The sequence below is a fragment of the Polaromonas sp. genome, assembly GCF_039932935.1.
In the GTDB taxonomy this organism is placed as follows: Bacteria; Pseudomonadota; Gammaproteobacteria; order Burkholderiales; family Burkholderiaceae_C; genus Polaromonas.
Map to the genome: position 1 here is coordinate 32110 of NZ_JBDTPB010000118.1, position 20582 is coordinate 52691.

A 20582-nucleotide genomic window follows, 5' to 3' on the forward strand; every position below is an offset into this window, starting at 1 on the left:
CCGACGCAAGATGTAGGAAATTTGCCCGTTTTGGCCTAGGAGCCCAGCAGGGCAAGTTCGGCATCGTCAAAACCCGCCTGTCGGCGGGCGTCGAGGTTCAGCGGCCCCTTCAGGCGAGGGGCGCCGTATTGCCGGGCCAATACTGCATAGGTTGCCACCGGGTCGAGCCCGCGCTGGGCGCACAGATGCCGGTACCAATGGTTGCCGATGGCGACATGGCCGATTTCATCGGCGAGGATGATGTCCAGGATGTCGACGGCTCGAAGCGCGTCCGGCGTGCCGACTTTGCGCAGCTTGGCCTGCATGGGCGGGGTGGCGTCCAGACCGCGTGCCTCCAGGGTACGCGGCACCAGGGCCATGCGTGCGAGCACGTCGCCTTCGGTTTTGGCGGTCATGTCCCAGAGGCCCGTGTGGGCCGGGAAATCGCCGTAGCCGTAGCCCATGGCGTGCAGGTGGGCTTGTAGCAGGCTGAAGTGATGGGCCTCTTCCGCAGCCACCTGGAGCCAGTCCAGGTAGTAGGCGGGGGGCATGCCGGGAAAGCGCCAGATGGCGTCCAGGGCCAGGTTGATGGCGTTGAATTCAATGTGGGTCACGGCATGGAGCAGGGCAGCCAGGCCTTCATGCGTGAAGGGTGAGCGCTTGGGCACATCGAGGTGCGAACGCAGTTCCGGCCGTGCCGGGCAGCCGGGCAGGCCGTTGGGTGGCGCGATTGCCAGGTCCGCTGCTATCAAAATCGTAGCTGCTTGCGCACGCAGCTCCTGGGTCAGAAGCACTTTTTGTTCTGAATTTTGGGCAAGTAGCGCCTGCAGCGCCTGCTGCCGCAGTTCTGCAGGAGCGGGAATGTCGGTCATGGAGGGATTGTCAGGGATACCGCCAGAGAAGGCGCGAGTCCGCCACTCGACCCGCAAGAAGCCGATGAAGGCGGCTCTTTACAATCGTTAGACCCGGGCTGCCTCAGTTGTTAGGCGGCCTTTGCTGGTTGAAGCGAGACACATATGGCTATTTACGAACTGGATAATCTGCACCCCGTCGTTCCCGAGTCGGCCTGGGTGGCCGACAATGCCCAGGTGATTGGGGATGTACGACTGGCCGAAGACTGCAGCGTCTGGTTTGGGGTGGTGATCCGGGGTGACACCGAAACCATTACCGTGGGCCGGGGCACCAATATCCAGGACAACAGCGTGCTGCATGCCGACATGGGCGTTCCGCTCACTATCGGTGAAGATGTCACGGTCGGCCACCAGGTCATGCTGCATGGCTGCACGATCGGCGACGGTTCGCTGATCGGTATCCAGGCCGTGGTCCTCAACAACGCGAAGATTGGCAAAAACTGCCTGGTAGGTGCGGGTTCAGTGGTCACCGAAGGCAAGGAATTTCCGGACGGTTCCCTGATCATCGGAAGCCCCGCCAAGGCCGTGAGGCAGCTTTCCCCGGAACAGATTGAGGGTTTAAAAATGATCGCGAAGCACTACATAGACAATGCCCAGCGTTATAAAACCGGGCTCAAGAAAATTGCCTGAACGACACCTAAAGCATGACCAAACCAAACAAGCACACACAGAGCACCAACGTCAGCGCGCCTGTTTCAGCCGGGGCCGCGGAACCGGCTTCGCCGGGCCGCAGGCGCAGCGCCCCCTCGGGGGGCAGCGCATTACGCGAAGCGAAAAGCGTGGGGGCCTATGTCTGAATTGCATAAATTCATCTTTGAAGGCTTGCCGGTTCGCGGCATGCTGGTTCGCCTGACCGATTCCTGGCAGGAAATCCTGAAGCGCAGACAGGCGGCCGGCGGCTACCCGGCCGAAGTCATGCAGCTGCTCGGTGAAATGACCGCGGCCGGCGCGCTGATGCAAAGCAACATCAAGTTCAACGGTGCGCTGATCCTGCAAATTTTTGGTGATGGGCCGGTGAAATTGGCTGTGGCCGAGGTGCAACCCGACCTGAGCTTGCGCGCCACCGCCACGGTGACCGGGACAGTCGATGCGGGCAACTCGCTCAGCCAGCTTGTCAATGTGAACAACCAGGGGCGTTGCGCCATCACGCTGGACCCCAAGGACAAATTGCCGGGACAGCAGGCCTACCAGGGCGTGGTGCCGCTTTTCGGCGACCAGCACGAGAAAATCGAAAACCTGGCGGAAGTGCTTGAACACTACATGCTGCAAAGCGAGCAACTCGACACCAAACTGATTCTGGCTGCCGATGGCAATGTCGCCGCGGGCTTGCTGATTCAACGCCTGCCGGTCAAAGGCCAAGGCAACCTCGAAGGCCAGATCGACCGGGACGCCAATGAAGACCAGATCGGCGCCAACGAAGATTACAAACGCATTGCCATGCTGGCCGGCACGCTCAAGCGTGAAGAGCTGTTAACCCTGGATGCCGATACCATCCTGCGTCGCTTGTTCTGGGAAGAGCAGGTCACCCGCTTTGAGCCCGCTTCGCCCAGTTTTGCCTGTAGCTGTTCGCGCGAGCGCGTGGGCAGCATGTTGCGCAGCCTGGGGACGGACGAGATCGAAAGCATCATTGCCGAGCGTGGCAAGGTCGCGGTTGGGTGTGAGTTTTGCGGTGCGCAGTATGAGTTTGACCCGGTGGATGCGGCACAGCTTTTTACCAGCCAGACCAACCAACAGCCGCCCACGTCTACCGTGCAATAAGGGCGCGCGCTGCACTACCTGGTCTCAAGGGTGCGCTGTGCCAGCAAATCGCTGAGCAGGCGGTGCTCACACACCGGATCGCTGCATTTTTCGCAAGTCCAGACCCAGGCTTTGGAAGCGCCTCTGGATTTTGGGGCCGCAGCTGTGGCTGTGCGAGCGGAGGCAAGGGTGCGAGTATGAGGACGCAAGCTTTTTGCGGCCTCGAGAGCGTGCGCCAGTCGCTGTTCTGCGGTGCCGTAAATGACACGGTAGGCAATGCCCGCGCTGTCCAGCGCTGCGCGAATCGACAGGTCTGCGGCCAGTTGGGTTTGCTGGTGTTCCGGGGGAGCGGGGGTGGCCTGCAGTGAGGCTTCTTCCAGTCCCGTGAGCAGTGTCAGAGCGGAGTGTGCGAGATCGCCAGAGCCCGCCAGAACGTCGGTCACCGTCACCGTGGTTTCGTCCCCCGACTCTTGCAAAGCGCGGCCCAAAGCTGCGGCCAGTTGCCTCTTGCCAGTGAATGGGGCGCCGATGACGGCAATTGTCGGTACCAACACTTTCAGGCTCAAGCCAGCGCTTACCGGGTCACCTGCACGAAGATTTCGTTGGGCTTGACCATGCCGAGTTCGATACGGGCTTTTTCTTCCACCATTTCAAGGCCTTCCTTCAGGTCCCTGACTTCCGCGGCGAGCTGGTCATTCGAGGCTTGGGCCTCGGAATTTTTGGCGAGCTGCTCGGTCAGCCGGTGCTGCATGTCACGCACGGCGGGAATGCTGCCCCGGCCGATCCAGAGTTGCGCATGGAATATAGCCAGCAACGCAATCAGGATGGCGGGGACGATGCGGTTTCCCACGTGCGGCCAGGCGTTCAGCGGAGGTTGTAGAAGGCCGCACGGCCCGGGTAAGACGCGATGTCACCCAGGTCTTCTTCGATGCGCAGCAGCTGGTTGTACTTGGCCATGCGGTCCGAACGCGAGAGCGAACCCGTCTTGATCTGGCCAGCATTGGTGCCGACGGCGATGTCGGCGATGGTGGAGTCTTCGGTTTCGCCCGAACGGTGGCTGATGACGGCGGTGTAGCCGGCGCGCTTGGCCATTTCGATCGCCGCAAACGTTTCGGTCAGGGTGCCGATCTGGTTGATCTTGATCAGGATGGAGTTGGCGATCTGCTTGTCGATGCCTTCCTTGAGGATCTTGGTGTTGGTGACGAACAGGTCGTCGCCAACCAATTGCACCTTTTTGCCCAGGCGCTCGGTCAGGATCTTCCAGCCATCCCAGTCGCCTTCGGCCATGCCGTCTTCAATGCTGATGATGGGGTATTTGTCGACCCAGGTGGCGAGGATGTTGGTCCACTCGGTGGCGTCAAGACTCAGGCCTTCCGCGCCCAACACGTATTTGCCGTCTTTGTAGAACTCCGACGCCGCGCAGTCGAGGCCCAAGGCGATTTGCTCGCCAGCGACATAACCGGCGGCATCGATGGCTTCCAGAATCATCTGGATGGCTGCTTCGTGGTTGGTCACATTGGGCGCAAAGCCGCCTTCGTCGCCGACCGCCACGCTCATGCCCTTGTCGTGAAGGATCTTCTTGAGCGCATGAAACACTTCGGCGCCGTAACGCACTGCTTCGCGGAAGCTGGGTGCGCCGACCGGAATGATCATCAGTTCCTGCAAATCCAGGTTGTTGTTGGCGTGCGCGCCGCCGTTCACCACGTTCATCATGGGCACGGGCATTTGCATGGCACCGCTGCCGCCAAAGTAGCGGTACAGGGGCAGGCCGGCTTCTTCAGCCGCCGCACGCGCCACGGCCATGCTGACGGCCAATGTCGCGTTGGCGCCAAGACGCGACTTGTTGTCGGTTCCGTCCAGGTCGATCAGCGTGCGGTCCAGGAAAGCCTGCTCGCTGGCGTCCAGGCCCAGCACGGCTTCGGAAATTTCGGTGTTGATGTGCTCAACCGCCTTGAGAACGCCTTTGCCGAGGTAACGCGACTTGTCGCCGTCACGCAGCTCAATGGCTTCACGCGAACCGGTGGAAGCACCTGAAGGCACTGCGGCACGGCCCATGACGCCGGATTCCAGCAGCACGTCGCACTCAACGGTAGGGTTGCCACGGCTGTCGAGAATTTCGCGGCCGACGATATCAACAATTGCGCTCATTTAGTTCCTTTTTTTTAAAGAGGGAGATCAGACCGGGGCGGCAACGCCCTCGACCAGCACCATATTGAAAAACTCGGTTGCGCCGGCACGCTTGGCGCGTGCGGCACGGTACATTTCTTCGTCATAGAAGGCCTTGGCCTTCTCGTAGCTGGGGAAGCGCAGCATGGCAATGCGTGCGGGCTGCCAGTGGCCTTCCAGCGCCTCAAATTTACCGCCGCGTACCAGGTATTCGCCGCCGGCGGCCGCCACTGCGGCGGGCGCCGCCGCCATGTACTGCTTGTACTGCTCGGGGTCGGTGATCTTCATGTCGACGATGATGTAGGCGGGTGTCATGGGGCGTTCTTGTTTGTTGACGGGGCGAGAGGCTCAGGCGTCGAAATTGCTTTCGAGGTAGCCGTTCTTTTTGGTCACGCGGTCGAGTTCCAGCAGCGTTTCGAGCAGCGCCTTCATGTGTTTGAGGGGAACCGCATTGGGGCCATCGCACAGTGCTTTGGCGGGGTCAGGGTGGGTTTCCATAAACAGACCGGCTACGCCCACGGCCACCGCGGCACGTGCCAGCACCGGGACCATCTCCCGCACGCCGCCACTGCTGGTGCCTTGGCCCCCTGGCAACTGCACAGAGTGTGTCGCGTCAAATACAACGGGTGCACCGGTTTCACGCATGATGGACAGTGAGCGCATGTCACTCACCAAATTGTTGTAACCGAAGCTGACGCCGCGTTCACAGGCCATGAAGTTGTCTTCGCGCATGCCGGCGGCTTTCGCTGCGGCACGTGCTTTGTCGATGACGTTCTTCATGTCGCGGGGGGCCATGAACTGGCCTTTTTTTATGTTCACGGGTTTGCCGGACAGGGCGACAGCGTGAATGAAATCGGTCTGCCGGCACAGAAGAGCGGGAGTCTGCAGCACGTCTACCACCGCCGCAACCTGGGCGATCTGGTCTTCGCGGTGGATATCTGTCAGAACCGGTACACCGATCTCGCGCCGGACCTTCGCCAGAATTTCAAGACCCTTTTCCATACCGAGTCCGCGGTACGCGGTTTCGCTCGTTCGGTTGGCCTTGTCAAAACTGCTTTTGAAAATGAATGGAATGCCGAGACCGGAGGTGATTTCCTTGAGCGTTCCGGCTGCGTCCATTTGCAATTGCTCGGACTCCACCACACAGGGGCCGGCGATCAGGAAGAAAGGCTGGTTCAGGCCAACGTCAAATCCACAGAGTTTCATGGTCAGGCTACCGCCTTGAGGGGCTTGGTGGCAGCTTTCGGGTCCTGGCCTGCCGTGGCACGCTGTTTGAGTACAGCCGCGATATAGGCATTGAACAGCGGGTGGCCGTTCCACGGTGTGGACTTGAACTCGGGGTGGAATTGCACGCCGACAAACCAGGGGTGAACGTCTTGCGGGAGTTCGACGATTTCGGTGAGTTGCTCGCGCTGGGTCAACGCGGAGATGACCAGGCCCGACGCGCGCAGGGCATCCAGGTAATTGACATTGGCTTCGTAGCGATGGCGGTGGCGCTCAGTCACAACGTCACCATAAATCTTGTGGGCCAGTGTGCCGGCTGCGACGTCCGAGCTTTGCGCGCCTAGCCGCATGGTGCCGCCCAGGTCGGACTTTGCATCACGCGTCTTGATCGTGCCGTCAGCGTCTTTCCATTCGGTGATCAGCGCGATTACCGGGTGCGGCGTGGACGGGTCGAACTCGGTGCTGTTGGCATCCTTGAAGCCGGCGACGTGGCGCGCAAACTCGATGGTGGCAACCTGCATGCCCAGGCAGATGCCGAGATAAGGCATCTTGTTTTCCCGGGCAAAGCGGGCCGCGCAGATCTTGCCTTCGACGCCGCGCACGCCGAAACCACCGGGCACCAGGATGCCGTCGAAACGCGAGAGGCGCGAGACGTTGTCTGGTGTAAGGGTTTCAGAGTCGACATATTCAATAACCACTTTCGCGTGGTTTTTCATGCCGGCATGGCGCAGCGCTTCATTGAGCGACTTGTAGCTGTCGGACAGGTCGACGTACTTGCCGACCATGACCACGTTGACTTCGCTTTTTGGATGCTCGGTCTCATAGACCAGGTCGTCCCAGCGCTTGAGGTTGGCCGGCGGCGTGTTCAGGCGCAGCTTGTCGCAGATCAGGCCGTCCAGGCCCTGCTCGTGCAGCATGCGCGGCACCTTGTAGATGGTGTCGACGTCCCACATGGAGATCACGCCCCACTCGGGAACGTTGGAGAACAGCGAGATTTTTTCGCGCTCTTCGTTGGGAATGCGGCGGTCCGCGCGGCACAGCAGCACGTCGGCCTGAATGCCGATCTCGCGCAGCTGCTTGGCGGTGTGCTGGGTGGGCTTGGTCTTGAGTTCGCCGGCGGCGGCGATCCAGGGGACGTAGCTCAAATGCACAAACGCGGTGTTGTTGGCACCCAGGCGCAGGCTCATCTGGCGCACGGCTTCGAGGAAGGGCAGGGACTCGATGTCGCCAACGGTGCCGCCGATTTCGACGATGGCCACATCGACCGCGTCGGGGGTTTCGTAGCCGGCGCCGCGTTTGACGAATTCCTGGATTTCGTTGGTGACGTGCGGAATCACCTGCACGGTCTTGCCGAGGTAGTCGCCGCGGCGTTCTTTTTCAAGCACGCTTTTGTAAATCTGGCCGGTGGTGAAATTGTTGGCCTTGCGCATGCGCGTTTCGATGAAACGCTCGTAGTGGCCCAGGTCCAGATCGGTTTCGGCGCCGTCATCGGTCACAAAAACTTCACCGTGCTGAAAGGGCGACATCGTGCCCGGATCCACATTCAGGTAGGGATCCAGCTTGATAAGAGTGACTTTGAGGCCTCGCGATTCGAGGATCGCAGCTAAGGAGGCTGAGGCGATTCCCTTGCCCAGGGAAGACACCACACCGCCGGTGACGAAGACAAATTTGGTCATGTCAGGTACGAACCGCAAGTTCGTAGAGGTGGTAAACGGAGATTATACGGGTTGGGGATGGTGTATCTGATATACATTGCGCAACATGACGAATCAAGAGAATCTTCCGGGAAATGGCGCCGACGGCAATGGGGCCCTGGACCTGTCTGGCAAACACATCGTGCTGGGATTGTCGGGCGGAATAGCCTGTTACAAGGCGGCAGAGTTGTGCCGGGCGCTGATCAAGGCGGGTGCTACCGTGCAGGTGGTCATGACCGAGGCGGCCGAACAATTCATCACGCCCGTCACCATGCAGGCGCTGAGCGGCCGGCCTGTTTATACGAGCCAGTGGGACAGCCGCCCGTCGGGTGGGATGAGCAACAACATGGCGCACATCAATTTGTCGCGTGAAGCCGATGCGATCCTGATCGCGCCCATGAGCGCGGATTTCATGGCCAAGCTGCTGCATGGGCGCGCTGATGACCTGCTCAGCCTCATGTGCCTGGCCCGGCCCATCGACAAGGTGCCGCTGCTGGTAGCGCCGGCGATGAACCGCGAAATGTACGCGCATCCCGCCACGCAGCGCAATTTTGTGCAGCTGGACGCTGACGGTGCCACGGTGCTGGGTGTGGGCAGTGGCTTTCAAGCCTGTGGAGAAACAGGCGATGGGCGCATGCTGGAGCCGGATCAACTGCTCGAAGACGTCATCGCTTTTTTTGCGCCCAAGGTGCTGGTGGGTCAACGTGTGCTGGTGACGGCAGGCCCCACCTACGAAGCCATTGACCCGGTGCGCGGCATCACCAACCTGTCGAGCGGGAAAATGGGGTTTGCCATTGCGCGGGCAGCGCGCGAGGCGGGTGCCGACGTCACGCTTGTGGCCGGCCCGGTGGGCCTGCCGACGCCACGCGGAATCACCCGCATCGACGTCAAATCAGCACAAAATATGCTCGAAGCCGTGACGGAGCGTGCGCAAGCAGCTACTGTTTTTATAGCAACTGCAGCGGTCGCCGACTGGCGGCCTGCCGCGCCTTCTACGCAAAAAATCAAAAAAGACGGATCCGGCCAGACTCCGCAACTGGTGTTTACCGAAAACAAGGACATCCTGGCCACTGTTGCCCAGTCAGCCGCCGCGCAGTCCGGACAGTTGTTTTGCGTCGGCTTTGCCGCTGAAAGCCATGATCTGGTTGCAAATGCAGAGGCCAAGCGTCTGCGCAAAAAGGTCCCGCTTCTGGTGGGCAACATCGGACCCGACACGTTTGGACAGGACCACAACGCATTGCTGCTCATTGACGAGAGGGGCAGCACCGAGTTGCCCAGGGCCTCCAAGCTTTCGCTTGCACGCCGGCTGATGCGGGAAGTGGCGGACAGGATGGCATCGCGCGCGCCGGCAAAACTGAAAGCAGGCGCACCATGATCCATCCCTCCGACACCCCACCCGATGGCGATTTTGCAAGTTATGTAGAGCGCCTGACGGGTGCAAATGCGGCGGCTGGCGCGCGCGAAGACTTGCTCATTCCCTCACCGCGTAGAGATGCTTCGCACCCCTCCCAATCGCAGCCTCCATCCCGGTTTTCTGCAAGTTCAGGCACGCCTTCCGTGGCAGCGGCTGCCGCGCCTGTGACTGGCATATCACTTCTGACGCATATCAAATGGGTCGTCGGGTTATGGATCGCCACCCAGGCCTTGGCCGGACTTGTGCCGGGTGCCGGCTTCCTGTTTCTTCCCGCGTTGCTGGCTTATGCTGCGTGGGTGATATTCAAGGTCAATCGCAATTCTTCCGGCGCATTGGTGCGGCGTTTGCGCGAGCTGGCCCGTCAAGCGGCTGAAGAAGCCAAAAAGAATCAACACTTCCGTCAAAAATAATCCATGCAAATCGACGTCAAAATTCTCGATCCTCGCCTTCAGGGCAATCTTCCCGCTTATGCGACACCGGGCAGCGCCGGCCTTGACCTGCGCGCCTGCCTGGAGGCCCCGCTCACGCTGGCCGCCAATGCATGGCAGCTGGTGCCGACCGGCATTGCGATCTACCTGCACAACCCTGGTTACGCCGCGCTGATCCTGCCGCGATCAGGCTTGGGCCACAAACACGGCATTGTCCTGGGCAATCTGGTGGGCCTGATCGACAGCGACTACCAGGGGCAGCTGATGGTCAGCGCCTGGAACCGCAGCGATGTGCCGTTCACCATCGAGCCCATGGAGCGCATTGCGCAGTTGATGATCGTGCCGGTGGTGCAGGCGCAGTTCAATGTGGTGGCTGAATTTCCAGCCAGTGAGCGTGGTGAAGGGGGCTACGGCTCTACCGGAAAAGCCTGATGGTGTCAGGGGGCAGGGCGTTTTCCTACAACCCCTGCAACGCGGCTCCCACGCCGCGACAGCTTGAAACCCCACCCTGCATTTACGGCGGCATGTCCTTAATGAGTCATGGGAGTCTCTGCGCTCTTGTATCGGCTTATCGTTGAAGCTGGTGGCAGGCGCGGAGGAACTCATGAACTTATTAACAGGAGATATTCATGCAAAACACATTCCGCCTTATTTCCTCGGCTTCCGCAGTGTTGGCGCTGGCCGGGCTTGTCGCGTGCGCGCCCATGAGCCCGAGGGGCGATTCGTCCTATCCGGCTACCACCACCTATCCCGCCGCTTCGACTTATCCCGCCACCCAGCAAAATAACTACGTTGAATACGGACGGGTCATCAATGTGGAATCCATCCAGACTGCGGAGAAAGGCCGTGGCTCTGGCGTAGGCGCCGTTCTGGGTGGTGTGGCCGGTGCTGTGGTGGGCCACCAGATCGGTGGTGGTAGCGGCAAAGACGCTGCGACCGTCATTGGCGCTGTGGGCGGGGCGGTGGCCGGCAATGCCATCGAAAAAAACCGCAATTCAACTGTCCGGGAGAGCTATCGCGTGTCGGTGCAGCTCGACAACGGCAGCTCGCGCGCCTATGACGTTCCGAGCTACGGCAACCTTCGCGTGGGCGACCGCGTGAAGATCGAAAACGGACAGATTAACCGGATCATGTAAGACCCGAGGTCCTCGGCGTTTGAACTGGGAAGCCGGCTGTTCTCCCGCAAGGAGAGGCCGGCTTTTCCACGCCTGAAGTACGCTGTCAGTGCAGCGTGCCGCTGCCGGGGGTGATGGGTTCGAGTTTGAAAAAACCGGTACCCAGCGATCCCTGGCCGATTTCTTCCTCGGTGGCCTCGCGCACCGACTCCACCTTGAGGTTCAACCGGATGGCAATGCCCGCGAGAGGGTGGTTGCCGTCGAGCACAACGTGGTCGGGATAGATTTCGGTCACGGTGTAGATGTGGTCATGCGGCGCTTGACCGCTGGCGCCGGTCGGAAGCGCCATGCCGTCGAAGGTCATGCCTTCTTCCAGCTCGGCCGGGAAAATCTTGCGGGGTTCGAGGAAAACCAGGTTTTCATCGTAGTCGCCGAAAGCGTTTTCAGGTTCAAGGTGCAGCTCCAGCCGCTCGCCGGGTTCGTGGCCTTGCAGCGCCTCCTCGATCTTTGTGAGGAGGTCGTCGCCGCCGAGCAAAAACTCAATGGGCTCGTCCAACTCATCCAGTACGTCGCTCAAGGTGTCTTTCAGCGTCCATGTCAGGGCTACGACGCATTGCGGGGTGATTTTCATCCGACAATTGTCCCATGGATGTAAATCAATCTCTAGCGCTTCTTGCCGGTTTGAGCCCGGCGCAATTCATGCGGCGGCATTGGCAGAAAAAGCCACTTCTCATTCGCCAGGCGCTCCCCGGATTACAGCCCGTGCTCAGCCGCGCGGCACTGTTCAAGCTGGCGGCGCGCGAGCATGTCGAGTCGCGCCTGATTGTTCAGCAGCCCAAGGGATGGCGTATGAAACCGGGCCCCTTCGCCGCGCGCAGTCTTCCGCCGCTGAGCCAGAAAGCCTGGACCTTGCTGGTGCAGGGAGTGGATCTGCATGATGCGAACGCCCATGCGCTGCTGCAGCAGTTTCGTTTTGTGCCCGATGCCCGGCTCGATGACCTCATGATTTCGTTTGCTACGCCGGGTGGGGGTGTGGGGCCGCACTTTGACAGCTACGACGTGTTCCTGTTGCAGGCCAGCGGCAAAAGGCGCTGGAAGATCGGGCGGCAGAAAGACCTGACGCTGCAGGAAGACGTGCCGCTCAAAATCCTGCAGAATTTTGTGCCCGAGGAAGAGTTTGTCCTGGAAGCGGGGGACATGCTGTACCTGCCTCCGCGCTATGCCCACGACGGCATTGCCGAGGCGGCGCTGGGGCCTGATGGAAAGCCGGCGGATTGCATGACCTATTCCATCGGGTTTCGATCGCCCGCGCAGGCAGAGCTGGCTGCAGAAATGCTGCACCGCCTGGCCGAGTTTAGCGAGGACGACCGCGATGATGCGGCCGAGTCTGCCGCCGGCGAAAGCGGCAGCCGTCGCGCGCCGCCTCGTCTGTACCGCGATGCAGGGCAAGCCGCTACCACGACGCCCGCCGCCCTGCCGCAGGCGCTCACGGCCTTTGCCGGCCAGGCTGTTTTGGAAGCATTGAAAAACCCCTTGGCTGTGGCATGCGCCCTGGGCGAATACATGACCGACCCCAAACCTTCGGTATGGTTCGATGAGGTAGACCTTGAGTGGGATGCCGATGCGGCGCGGCAAGGACGCGCCGGCGTGCAACTCGACACGCGCACGCGGATGATGTATGACAGCGACCATGTGTTTATCAATGGCGAGAGCTACCGGGCCAAAGGCGCCGACGCCGCCCTGATGCACCGTCTGGCCGACCAGCGCAGCCTGACTCCCCGGGACTTGCGAAAGGCCGGTGCATCGGCCGTTGCACTGCTGGGTGACTGGCATGACGCGGGCTGGCTGCGGCAGATGCTGGTGGCGGATGAGGCAGGATGAAGCAGATGAAGCAGATGAAGCAGAATTGGGCCTGAGCGCTTGCTATTGTTTGGAGATGTTTGTGGAACCCCAAAAACCCGATTTTTCCGATGCTGCCCCACCGCCTGCCTTGTTGGAAGGACGGTTTACCGGTCGCAGCGAATTCATTGAGCTGATCCGGCGGGCGTTGTCGGCTGCGGCAGCCCAGGGCTGGCGTGAAATCATCATCTGCGACCCGGATTTTGCCGATTGGCCTCTTGGCGAACGCGCGGTGGTTCAGGCGCTGAATGACTGGTCCATGACAGGCCGTCAATTCACCATGCTGGCCAAAAACTATGATGAGGTGATCCGGCGACACGCCCGCTTTGTGACGTGGCGGCGTACGTGGGCGCATATTGTGGAGTGCCGAGCCAACGCGTCAACCGCGGCCGATGAGATGCCCAGTGCCCTGTTGGGGCCAAGTTGGGTTTTTGAGCGGCTGGACGCGCAGCGCTGCACCGGCGTTGCCGGCCCGGAGGTGGCGCGGCGGGTGGCGCTCCGAGAGCGGATCAATGAACGTTTGCTGAAAAGCTCGCCGTCCTTTCCGGCCACGACTCTGGGGCTTTGAACGGCGTCTCCGCGGTCAGGAAAACGCGGAGTTGTCTGATTCGATCTCTAAGGGTTTTTCACGGTTGTCATATCCGACATATAATTTAAAGCTGGGTAGAAAGAGCTCGAGTCCTTTCCCCGGTCAAAAATAACTTGAATTCCGGTTTGGGTTTCTTTTGGCAATTTCCGGAAATTGTTTTCTTAAATATCATCAAGGATCGTAAAAAATGAACAAGTCACTCGTTTTGGCCGCTATTGTTGCCGCTGTTGCTCTGGCTGCTTGCGGCAAGAAAGAAGAAGCTCCAGCACCGGCACCGGCTCCAGTTGTTGCACCAGCTCCAGCTCCAGCACCTGCTGCTGACGCATCGGCACCTGCTCCCGCTGCATCGGCACCTGCTGCCGACGCATCCGCGCCTTCCGCTGCTGACGCCGCTGCCGCTGCTGCCAGCGCTGCGAAGAAGTAATTCTTCAGCGAGTCGGAAAAGCCGCCGAAAGGCGGCTTTTTTTATGGGCGCTCGATGCTGCTACGGCCGCATCCGCCGCCGTGGCAGGGTACGCCATGCTTTTTCAGAGATGGATCCAGCGCGTACCGACGTCGGGGCTGGCCACCACAATGTCTTCTGCGCCACAACCCAGCGCCTCGGCCATCAGCGCCTGTACCAGGTCCGGCCGGTTGTTCTGGGCGCTCAGGTGAGCCGCCACCAGGTATTGCAGCCCGCGATGCGTGACTTCTCGGGCAATCTCTGCCGCAGCGATGTTGGAAAGGTGTCCATACTGGCCGCCGACCCGCCGCTTCAAGAATGCGGGGTAGGACGAGCGGGCCAGCATGTCCAAATCGTGATTGCATTCGAGCAACAGGGCGGTGCAGTCGGCGAGATGCGCCAGAACATGTGACGTGGCATGTCCCAGGTCGGTCACGATGCCCAACTTGGACGCGCCATCGGTACAGCTGAGCTGCAGAGGCTCCCGGGCATCATGCGGCACCGTGAAAGGTGTCAGCTGCATGCCGCCGAGGTCAATGGCTTTGCCGTCCCGCGCGATATGCAGCAAGCCGTCAAAATCAGGGGTGCCTATGGCGGTGTGGGTGCCGCGGCTCATCCATACCGGAATCCGGTACCGCAGTGACAGCGACTTTGCGCAACCGATGTGGTCGCCGTGCTCGTGCGTGATGAACACGGCATGGATGTCTTCAGGCTGCAGCCCTGCTTCACCGAGCCGGTAAAGCAGGTGCTTGAGCCCCAATCCACAATCAACCAGGATCCGAAGCGGCGTGATGCCTGTCGCCTCTACCAGGGTGGCATTGCCTGAACTGCCACTGCCCAGGCTCTTGAACCTCAACACACTGTGATGAAACGCCGTTCGGGATGAAAGAGGCTAGCCGACCGGTGCTTAGCGCAGGTCGTCGGCAATCACCTGGACGATGCGCTGGGCATTGGCCGATGCTTCAGGTGCGCCCTGGGCATTGAGGACCGACACCGTGGTGCTTTCGCCCTGGCCCTTGACGACAATCCGGTACTTCAGTGGCGGCACGGCAGGGGGTGCGCCGCTGAACAGCTTGCTGAAGAAGCCGGGTTCCGTCTTGTTTACCACGGGCTCGACGTAGCGGACAAAGTAAGTGCCTTGGCTGCGGTCGCGGTCTTCGACGGTGAATCCGGTGCGGTCCAGCGCCAGGCCGACGCGGCGCCAGGCGCGCTCAAAGCCTTCGTCCATTTGCACAACCGGCTGGTTATTGACTGTGGCGATCCGCGACGTTTTCTTGTCCGCGCCAGCGGCGATCAGGGCTTTCGATTGTTCCTGTGTCACGCCGAGCTTGACCATCATGCGGCGCAGAAATTCAGCTTCCAGTTCAGGGTCGGCGGGGCGTGGCTGCCACATGGTGCTGTCACCACCGGTAGAGCCGGCCTTGACGCCCGTCAGCACTTCGACCATACCGCGGTGGCTGACATAAATTTCGGTGCCACCGTCAGGGCGGCGTTCCAGCCGCGTGCGAAATTTGTCGCGCTCACCGGTGGAATACAGGCTGTCAAAGACTTTGCCGATGGTGCTGCGGATAAAGTCCTGCGGCAGTTTGGCGCGGTTCTCGGCGTAGTCGGTTTCCATGATGCCGAGGTTTTCCTGGTCTTGAGCCAGCAAAAAGCCGCTCTCCAGCCAGAAATCACGCACCGGCGTCCAGAGTTTGTCCGCGGGCCGGTTCACCACCAGCCAGCGCTGGCTGCCTGAGCGCTCGATACGCACGTCACCCACGGTCAAGGCAGCGGTTTGCACGGCCTGGGTGGGCTGGCCCACCTGGTAACTACTGGCCGACACGGCCGTGCCGGGCACCACATAGCGGGTTTCGCGGCTCAGCTGTGTCAGGTCGGGAGGGACAGCCAGGGAAGGCGCTTTGGCACCGCTGCTTTTGTAGTCGACGCGTTCGCCTTCCATCACATCCCGGATGGAGGAGCAGCCCGCGAGCAGGCCGAGGGCGACCAGTGCAGACACGGTTGCGGCGCTCCGGGCTTTGGAAAATGCAGGATGTGTTGGCAATATCTTCACTTGGGTTCCCTTAAAAATCGATCAGGCAATCAGACCAGGCCGCAAATGCGCAGGGCATTTTCGACGGCCGCTTCGTTCGATGCTTCCAGCGGCGTCATGGGCAGCCGCAAGGTCGGGCCGCAAAGACCCATCCGGGCCATGGCCCATTTGACGGGAATCGGATTGGCCTCGACAAACAGGTTTCGATGCAGCGGCAACAGTTTGAGTTGCAGCTCCATGGCGCGCCGCGTGTCGCCCGCCACGGCGGCCACGCACAGCTCGTGCATGAGGCGCGGCGCGACGTTGGCTGTCACGCTGACGTTGCCCTGGCCGCCGCACAGCATCAGTGCTACAGCTGTCGGGTCGTCGCCCGAATACACGGCAAAGCCTTTGGGTACTTCCTTGATCAGCCATTGAGCCCGCTCAATGTTGCCGGTGGCTTCCTTGATGCCGACGATGCCCGGCACCTGGGCCAGGCGCAGCACGGTGGCATGGGCCATATCGGCAACGGTGCGGCCGGGCACGTTGTAAAGCACGGTGGGCAGGTCGCCAACCGCTTCGGCGATGGCCTTGAAATGGCGGTACTGACCTTCTTGGGTCGGCTTGTTGTAATAGGGAACCACCTGCAGCTGGCAGTCGGCGCCTACCCCTTTGGCAAACTTTGCCAGTTCGATCGCTTCGGCGGTGGAGTTGGCGCCGCAGCCGGCCATGATGGGCACGCGCTTTTTGGCCTGCTCCACCGACACCCGGATGATTTCGCAGTGCTCTTCGACATTGACGGTCGGGGATTCGCCGGTGGTGCCGACCACGCCAATGCAGTCAGTTCCTTCGGCGATGTGCCAGTCAACCAGCTTGCGCAGGGTGGGGTAATCTACGCTGCCGTCCTCATGCAAGGGCGTTGCCAGCGCAACGATGCTGCCAATAATGGGTTTCATGCTCTGCTTGTAAACGTTCGCGGCCATGTGTCTGAGGCTGTTGTGGCTTGAACATCTTCAAGCCGCCCCGGAAAAGGCCAATCCTGCATTCTACCCAGAGCCTAGGCCAGTCTATAGCGGGGCGGACCCTCGGCGGCCACCGCAGCAGGGGCGGACAAACCCGCACTAAGAGCTGTCTCGCGAACGGCGGCGATGCGCTGGACAAAGCGCGGTGAGCGCTCCTCAAAGCCCTCTTCAAATGCCACCACCCGCAAGCCGCGGCACACCTCCAACAACTCCCCCGGCCGCAGTAAAAAGTCAGGCCTGGAGGGCTTGCCCACCGTTTCATTGCCCTGCGTAAAAGTTTCGTAAATCAGCACGGCACCCGGCGCCAGGCTGGCCAGCAGGGTGGGCAGCAACGGACGCCACAGGTAATTGGTCACTACCACGGCATCAAACTGCCGCCCGGCAAAAGGCCAGGGGCCTTCCTCAATATCGGCCACCACGGCTTCAACGCCTTGCGCGGGAAGCGAGTTCGCTATGAATTCAATAGCTGCTTGCGCTCTATCCACAAGGGCTACCGGGTGATTTCGTTCATAAAACCAGCGTGCGTGGCGGCCGTACCCGCAGGCGACGTCCAACACCGCGCCACGCGCAGGCACCAGGTGCGACCAGCGCTGAACCCAGGCGGAGGGAGGTTCGGTCCCGTGCAGGTTATCGGCGGTCAATGCGGTTTGACCTCGTCTTTGAGGGCGGCCAGCGCCATGGCTTCCACCCTTCCGGGCGCGATCAGCTTGAGCCAGCGGCCCAGCTTGCCTTTGGTCGTCATGACGACCTCGCGGTCGCGGCGCGCCATGCCTTCCAGGATGAGCCGGGCGCACTCCTCGACGCTCATGGCGTCGTCTTCTTTCAGGCCGCTGGCGCCCGCCGCCGCACCGGCCGCATTGAACCCGCGGTGGCGGATGTTGGTGGCGACGACGCCTGGGTACGCTGTGGTCACGCTGACGCCAGCTCCTTTCATTTCGGCGCGCAGGGCCTCAAAGAAACCGGTCATCGCGAATTTGGTGGCGCTGTAGGCTGTGCGGCCCGGCACGCCGATCAGGCCCGCCAGGCTGGAAACCGCCACGATGCTGCCGTGGCGCACTTTCAGGTAAGGCAGGGCGGCATGGGTGCACCAGACGCTGCCCCAAAGGTTGATGCGCATGAGCTCCTCGTACCATGCCAGGTCCTGAGCCTGTACGTCTTCAAAAAGGGCCTGCGCCGACATGCCTGCGTTGTTGATCAAGGCGTCGATTTGCCCGAAGCGGCCGATGGCGGCGGCCACCAGCTGGCGGCACTGGGCCTCTTGCGATACATCGGTTTTGACGGCCAGGGCTTGCGCCCCGTGGGCAGTGCATTGGCCCGCCACCTCATTGAGCAATGCTTCATTGCGCGCGGCCAGCACCAGGGCCACGCCGGCGCCGTGCACTTTGGCCAGTTGGCGCGCCATTTCAGCGCCTATGCCGTCAGAAGCCCCGGTAATTACTATTGTTTTCATAGCTGCTTGCGCCCGTCCTGATTGGGCTGCAGCCCAAAACACTCTAAATTTGGCTGGACTCGCGCTAAAAGCAGGCCCAGATCTGATTGGCGAGTGTGAACAGGAAATCAGGCCGCGTGTAGAGGGCAAACACCCCCAGTGACGCGATGACCGCGACCGCCCACAGACCGATCCGCATGGCCACCTCAGGCTCCTTGGGGCACGGCACCGCGCGTGATCGGGGACTCACGCACCGGCAGGTTCACCAGTGCGGCAAATACGCCCAGCGCGATCGCGATGTACCAGACGATGTCATAACTGCCCGTGCGGTCATATAAGTAGCCGCCCAGCCAGACGCCCAGGAAGGAGCCGATCTGGTGGCTGAAGAAAATGAAGCCGCCCAGCATCGACAAATGCTGAATGCCGAAGATCTGCGCCACGACCGCGTTGGTTGGCGGAATGGTCGACAGCCACAGCAGGCCCATCAGGCTGGCAAAGATATACACACTCAGCGGGCTGAGTGGCGCCGCCAGGAAAACGGCAATCACCACGGCGCGTGAGAGATAGATCGTCGCCAGGATTTTCCGCTTGGCGATTTTCTGGCCCAGCGAACCGGCGATGTAGGTGCCGAAGACGTTGAAGAGGCCAATCAGCGCCAGTGCGTAGCTGGCCACCTGGGGCGACAGGCCCTTGTCTTTCAGGTAACTGGGCATGTGCACCCCGATAAACACCACCTGGAAGCCGCAGACAAAATAGCCCGCCATCAGGAGCTGGAAGCTCGGGTACTTGAAGGCTTCGCGCAGTGCCTGTCCGATGGTCTGTTCACGTTTGGCGGGCTGGCCCCCGGCAAAGCCGCCTTCGCGCAGGCCCAGCGCCAGCGGCGCGATCAGCAACACGGCGCCGCTGAGCACCAGCAGTGCCTCTTTCCAGCCCAGGCCGCTGATCAGGAAACCTTCCGTCGGCACCATCAGGAACTGGCCGAAAGAGCCCGCCGCCGCGGCCACGCCCATGGCCCAGGAGCGCTTGTCGGCTGAAATATTGCGCCCGATCACGCCGTAAATCACCGCGTAGGTGGTTCCGGCCTGTGCGGCGCCTATCAACACCCCGGCCGTCATGGTGAACAGAAAGCCCGTGGGCGACAGCGCCATGCCCACCAGGCCCAGCGAATAGAGCAAAGCGCCGCCCACGATCACGCGGAACGCGCCAAAGCGGTCGGCCGCCATGCCGGCAAAGATGCCGAACACCCCCCAGGACAGGTTTTGCACCGCCAGCGCAAAGGCAAAGGTCTCGCGCGTCCAGCCTTGCGCTTGCGTGATCGGCTGCAGCCACAGGCCAAAGCCATGCCGTATGCCCATGGACAGCGTGACGATGGTGGCGCCGCAGACCAGTACCTGAAGCATGGAGAGTTTTTGGGTTTCGGAGGTCATCGGCGTGGTCGTCATAGGTGGCGCTTGGCGGTAAGAGAATCCAAAAGCCTTGAAATTGAAGGCCCCGGCGGAACTGTCCAGCGACTGTAACGAAAATGAGAAAAGGCTGCCGACGCCGTGGCCGGTCCCCATTGGAAAAGTACTGAACTGTATGTTTATACAGTGACTTTTGCGACCCCGACTACAATTGCGGCAATTCTTTCATCTGCCATGGCCGACAAACTACCCACCGAATATTCCGAAGGCTCGATCCGCGTGCTCAAGGGCCTGGAGCCCGTCAAGCAGCGGCCGGGCATGTACACGCGCACCGACAACCCCCTGCACATCATCCAGGAAGTGCTGGACAACTCCGCCGACGAGGCACTGGCCGGCTACGGCAAGAAGATCAAGGTCACGCTTCATACCGACGGTTCGGTCAGTGTGGACGACGACGGCCGCGGCGTTCCTTTCGGCATGCATCCCGAAGAAAAAGCGCCCGTGATCGAGTTGGTATACACCCGGCTGCATGCCGGCGGCAAGTTCGACAAAGGCAAGGGCGGCGCCTACAGCTTCTCGGGCGGCCTGCACGGTGTGGGCGTCAGCGTGACCAACGCGCTGTCCAAGCGCCTGGAGGTCACGTCCTACCGCGAAGGCATGGTCGCCAGGCTGGTGTTCTCGGGCGGCGACGTCGTTGAGAAGCTGCACTTGCGCAAAAACGGCGAAGGCGACCGCAAGACCGGAACCACCGTCCGTGCCTGGCCTGACGCCAAATACTTCGAGTCGGCCGCGCTGCCCATGGCCGAGCTCACGCACCTGCTGCGCAGCAAAGCCGTGCTCATGCCCGGCGTTACCGTCGCGCTGACCAACGAAAAAACCAAAGACGTCCAGACCTGGTCTTACAAGGGCGGCCTGCGCGACTACCTGATGCAGACCCTGACCGGCGACCCGGTGATTCCGATGTTCGAAGGCGAAGGTTTTGCCGACGCGCAGCACGACAGCTTCGCCGAAGGCGAGGGCGCGCAGTGGTGTGTGGCCTTCACCGAAGACGGCCAGCCGGTTCGCGAGAGCTACGTCAACCTGATCCCGACCAGCGCCGGCGGCACCCACGAAAGCGGC

At 61.3% G+C, this 20582-nt stretch carries 24 protein-coding genes; 10 read left to right on the forward strand and 14 right to left on the reverse strand.

Features of this window, described 5'->3' with window-relative positions; all coding sequences use genetic code 11:
- Nucleotides 1-35 precede the first annotated feature (35 nt).
- Nucleotides 36-851 (reverse strand): ferritin-like domain-containing protein, encoded by an 816-nt coding sequence (locus ABI546_RS18700; protein ID WP_348049008.1) that lies wholly within the window; start codon nucleotides 849-851, stop codon nucleotides 36-38.
- A 144-nt stretch (nucleotides 852-995) separates the two neighbouring features.
- Between ABI546_RS18700 and ABI546_RS18705 the strand changes: the two genes are divergently transcribed.
- Both ABI546_RS18705 and ABI546_RS18710 read left to right on the forward strand, forming a co-directional pair.
- Entirely contained in the window at nucleotides 996-1520 is a 525-nt protein-coding gene (locus ABI546_RS18705; protein WP_348049010.1) for a gamma carbonic anhydrase family protein, read from the forward strand.
- A 159-nt stretch (nucleotides 1521-1679) separates the two neighbouring features.
- Nucleotides 1680-2648, forward strand: a complete 969-nt coding sequence (locus ABI546_RS18710; protein ID WP_348049012.1) for an Hsp33 family molecular chaperone HslO — start codon at nucleotides 1680-1682, stop codon at nucleotides 2646-2648.
- Nucleotides 2649-2662: 14 nt separating this feature from the next.
- Here the strand turns inward: ABI546_RS18710 and ABI546_RS18715 are convergent, their stop codons facing one another.
- Genes ABI546_RS18715 through ABI546_RS18740 form a run of 6 tightly spaced genes read right to left on the reverse strand, consistent with a single transcriptional unit; the run spans nucleotide 2663 to nucleotide 7693 of the window.
- Nucleotides 2663-3181, reverse strand: coding sequence for a hypothetical protein (locus ABI546_RS18715; protein WP_348049014.1), 519 nt, complete (start codon nucleotides 3179-3181; stop codon nucleotides 2663-2665).
- A gap of 20 nt (nucleotides 3182-3201) precedes the next feature.
- Entirely contained in the window at nucleotides 3202-3477 is a 276-nt protein-coding gene (locus tag ABI546_RS18720) for a septum formation initiator family protein (RefSeq protein ID WP_348049016.1), read from the reverse strand.
- A 14-nt stretch (nucleotides 3478-3491) separates the two neighbouring features.
- Nucleotides 3492-4775: a phosphopyruvate hydratase gene (eno, locus tag ABI546_RS18725; RefSeq protein WP_092126658.1), complete on the reverse strand. Its 1284-nt coding sequence runs from the start codon at nucleotides 4773-4775 to the stop codon at nucleotides 3492-3494.
- A 27-nt stretch (nucleotides 4776-4802) separates the two neighbouring features.
- Nucleotides 4803-5108 carry a DUF1330 domain-containing protein gene (locus ABI546_RS18730; RefSeq protein WP_348049018.1) on the reverse strand — a complete coding sequence of 102 codons (306 nt, stop codon included), beginning with the start codon at nucleotides 5106-5108 and terminating at the stop codon, nucleotides 4803-4805.
- A gap of 33 nt (nucleotides 5109-5141) precedes the next feature.
- Nucleotides 5142-5999 carry a 3-deoxy-8-phosphooctulonate synthase gene (gene kdsA / locus ABI546_RS18735; RefSeq protein ID WP_348049020.1) on the reverse strand — a complete coding sequence of 286 codons (858 nt, stop codon included), beginning with the start codon at nucleotides 5997-5999 and terminating at the stop codon, nucleotides 5142-5144.
- 2 nt (nucleotides 6000-6001) lie between these two features.
- Nucleotides 6002-7693 (reverse strand): CTP synthase, encoded by a 1692-nt coding sequence (locus ABI546_RS18740; protein ID WP_348049022.1) that lies wholly within the window; start codon nucleotides 7691-7693, stop codon nucleotides 6002-6004.
- A gap of 85 nt (nucleotides 7694-7778) precedes the next feature.
- On the opposite strand from ABI546_RS18740, the gene coaBC reads away from it, so the two are divergent.
- The 4 genes from coaBC to ABI546_RS18760 all read left to right on the forward strand — a co-directional run bounded on the left by coaBC (nucleotide 7779) and on the right by ABI546_RS18760 (nucleotide 10689).
- Nucleotides 7779-9086: a bifunctional phosphopantothenoylcysteine decarboxylase/phosphopantothenate--cysteine ligase CoaBC gene (gene coaBC / locus ABI546_RS18745; RefSeq protein ID WP_348049024.1), complete on the forward strand. Its 1308-nt coding sequence runs from the start codon at nucleotides 7779-7781 to the stop codon at nucleotides 9084-9086.
- A gap of 182 nt (nucleotides 9087-9268) precedes the next feature.
- Nucleotides 9269-9535 (forward strand): hypothetical protein, encoded by a 267-nt coding sequence (locus tag ABI546_RS18750; RefSeq protein WP_348049026.1) that lies wholly within the window; start codon nucleotides 9269-9271, stop codon nucleotides 9533-9535.
- A 3-nt stretch (nucleotides 9536-9538) separates the two neighbouring features.
- On the forward strand, nucleotides 9539-9985 hold the full coding sequence (gene dut, locus ABI546_RS18755; RefSeq protein ID WP_348049028.1) for a dUTP diphosphatase: 447 nt from the start codon (nucleotides 9539-9541) through the stop codon (nucleotides 9983-9985).
- Nucleotides 9986-10182: 197 nt separating this feature from the next.
- Entirely contained in the window at nucleotides 10183-10689 is a 507-nt protein-coding gene (locus tag ABI546_RS18760) for a glycine zipper 2TM domain-containing protein (protein WP_348049030.1), read from the forward strand.
- A gap of 85 nt (nucleotides 10690-10774) precedes the next feature.
- Here ABI546_RS18760 and ABI546_RS18765 read toward each other — a convergent pair whose 3' ends face one another.
- The gene (locus ABI546_RS18765) at nucleotides 10775-11299 is read right to left on the reverse strand and encodes a peptidylprolyl isomerase (protein ID WP_348049031.1); all 525 of its coding nucleotides are present in this window, start codon (nucleotides 11297-11299) and stop codon (nucleotides 10775-10777) included.
- A 14-nt stretch (nucleotides 11300-11313) separates the two neighbouring features.
- Here ABI546_RS18765 and ABI546_RS18770 point away from each other — a divergent pair, with 14 nt between their 5' ends.
- From ABI546_RS18770 to ABI546_RS18780, 3 genes are all read left to right on the forward strand, one after another.
- Complete coding sequence (locus tag ABI546_RS18770) at nucleotides 11314-12549, forward strand: cupin domain-containing protein (protein ID WP_348049033.1); 1236 nt, start codon at nucleotides 11314-11316, stop codon at nucleotides 12547-12549.
- Between the two features lie 55 nt (nucleotides 12550-12604).
- The gene (locus ABI546_RS18775) at nucleotides 12605-13135 is read left to right on the forward strand and encodes a hypothetical protein (RefSeq protein WP_348049050.1); all 531 of its coding nucleotides are present in this window, start codon (nucleotides 12605-12607) and stop codon (nucleotides 13133-13135) included.
- 208 nt (nucleotides 13136-13343) lie between these two features.
- Complete coding sequence (locus tag ABI546_RS18780; protein ID WP_348049035.1) at nucleotides 13344-13580, forward strand: hypothetical protein; 237 nt, start codon at nucleotides 13344-13346, stop codon at nucleotides 13578-13580.
- A 103-nt stretch (nucleotides 13581-13683) separates the two neighbouring features.
- On the opposite strand, the gene ABI546_RS18785 is transcribed toward ABI546_RS18780, so the two are convergent.
- The 6 genes from ABI546_RS18785 to ABI546_RS18810 all read right to left on the reverse strand — a co-directional run bounded on the left by ABI546_RS18785 (nucleotide 13684) and on the right by ABI546_RS18810 (nucleotide 19502).
- The gene (locus tag ABI546_RS18785; protein WP_348049037.1) at nucleotides 13684-14457 is read right to left on the reverse strand and encodes an MBL fold metallo-hydrolase; all 774 of its coding nucleotides are present in this window, start codon (nucleotides 14455-14457) and stop codon (nucleotides 13684-13686) included.
- 48 nt (nucleotides 14458-14505) lie between these two features.
- Nucleotides 14506-15651 (reverse strand): outer membrane protein assembly factor BamC, encoded by a 1146-nt coding sequence (bamC, locus tag ABI546_RS18790; RefSeq protein WP_348049039.1) that lies wholly within the window; start codon nucleotides 15649-15651, stop codon nucleotides 14506-14508.
- Nucleotides 15652-15680: 29 nt separating this feature from the next.
- Nucleotides 15681-16565 carry a 4-hydroxy-tetrahydrodipicolinate synthase gene (gene dapA / locus ABI546_RS18795; protein WP_348049041.1) on the reverse strand — a complete coding sequence of 295 codons (885 nt, stop codon included), beginning with the start codon at nucleotides 16563-16565 and terminating at the stop codon, nucleotides 15681-15683.
- Nucleotides 16566-16666: 101 nt separating this feature from the next.
- A complete protein-coding gene (locus ABI546_RS18800; RefSeq protein WP_348049043.1) occupies nucleotides 16667-17272 on the reverse strand; it encodes a class I SAM-dependent methyltransferase in 606 nt (201 codons plus the stop codon).
- The gene (locus ABI546_RS18805; RefSeq protein ID WP_348049045.1) at nucleotides 17269-18081 is read right to left on the reverse strand and encodes an SDR family oxidoreductase; all 813 of its coding nucleotides are present in this window, start codon (nucleotides 18079-18081) and stop codon (nucleotides 17269-17271) included. Before ABI546_RS18805 ends, ABI546_RS18800 begins: the two co-directional genes overlap by 4 nt.
- A gap of 185 nt (nucleotides 18082-18266) precedes the next feature.
- Nucleotides 18267-19502 (reverse strand): MFS transporter, encoded by a 1236-nt coding sequence (locus ABI546_RS18810; protein WP_348049047.1) that lies wholly within the window; start codon nucleotides 19500-19502, stop codon nucleotides 18267-18269.
- Between the two features lie 195 nt (nucleotides 19503-19697).
- On the opposite strand from ABI546_RS18810, the gene ABI546_RS18815 reads away from it, so the two are divergent.
- Nucleotides 19698-20582 (forward strand): ATP-binding protein (locus tag ABI546_RS18815; RefSeq protein WP_348049048.1); only part of this gene is annotated, 885 nt, incomplete at its 3' end.

Coding starts and splice junctions, on each gene's coding strand:
- coaBC (WP_348049024.1), top strand. CDS start 7,779: ATGACGAATCAAGAGAATCTTCCGGGAAATGGCGCCGACGGCAATGGG.
- ABI546_RS18700 (WP_348049008.1), bottom strand. CDS start 851: ATGACCGACATTCCCGCTCCTGCAGAACTGCGGCAGCAGGCGCTGCAG.
- eno (WP_092126658.1), bottom strand. CDS start 4,775: ATGAGCGCAATTGTTGATATCGTCGGCCGCGAAATTCTCGACAGCCGT.
- ABI546_RS18805 (WP_348049045.1), bottom strand. CDS start 18,081: ATGAAAACAATAGTAATTACCGGGGCTTCTGACGGCATAGGCGCTGAA.
- ABI546_RS18740 (WP_348049022.1), bottom strand. CDS start 7,693: ATGACCAAATTTGTCTTCGTCACCGGCGGTGTGGTGTCTTCCCTGGGC.
- ABI546_RS18770 (WP_348049033.1), top strand. CDS start 11,314: ATGGATGTAAATCAATCTCTAGCGCTTCTTGCCGGTTTGAGCCCGGCG.
- ABI546_RS18760 (WP_348049030.1), top strand. CDS start 10,183: ATGCAAAACACATTCCGCCTTATTTCCTCGGCTTCCGCAGTGTTGGCG.
- ABI546_RS18780 (WP_348049035.1), top strand. CDS start 13,344: ATGAACAAGTCACTCGTTTTGGCCGCTATTGTTGCCGCTGTTGCTCTG.
- dapA (WP_348049041.1), bottom strand. CDS start 16,565: ATGAAACCCATTATTGGCAGCATCGTTGCGCTGGCAACGCCCTTGCAT.
- dut (WP_348049028.1), top strand. CDS start 9,539: ATGCAAATCGACGTCAAAATTCTCGATCCTCGCCTTCAGGGCAATCTT.
- ABI546_RS18705 (WP_348049010.1), top strand. CDS start 996: ATGGCTATTTACGAACTGGATAATCTGCACCCCGTCGTTCCCGAGTCG.
- ABI546_RS18810 (WP_348049047.1), bottom strand. CDS start 19,502: ATGACGACCACGCCGATGACCTCCGAAACCCAAAAACTCTCCATGCTT.
- ABI546_RS18730 (WP_348049018.1), bottom strand. CDS start 5,108: ATGACACCCGCCTACATCATCGTCGACATGAAGATCACCGACCCCGAG.
- ABI546_RS18765 (WP_348049031.1), bottom strand. CDS start 11,299: ATGAAAATCACCCCGCAATGCGTCGTAGCCCTGACATGGACGCTGAAA.
- ABI546_RS18710 (WP_348049012.1), top strand. CDS start 1,680: ATGTCTGAATTGCATAAATTCATCTTTGAAGGCTTGCCGGTTCGCGGC.
- ABI546_RS18775 (WP_348049050.1), top strand. CDS start 12,605: ATGTTTGTGGAACCCCAAAAACCCGATTTTTCCGATGCTGCCCCACCG.
- kdsA (WP_348049020.1), bottom strand. CDS start 5,999: ATGAAACTCTGTGGATTTGACGTTGGCCTGAACCAGCCTTTCTTCCTG.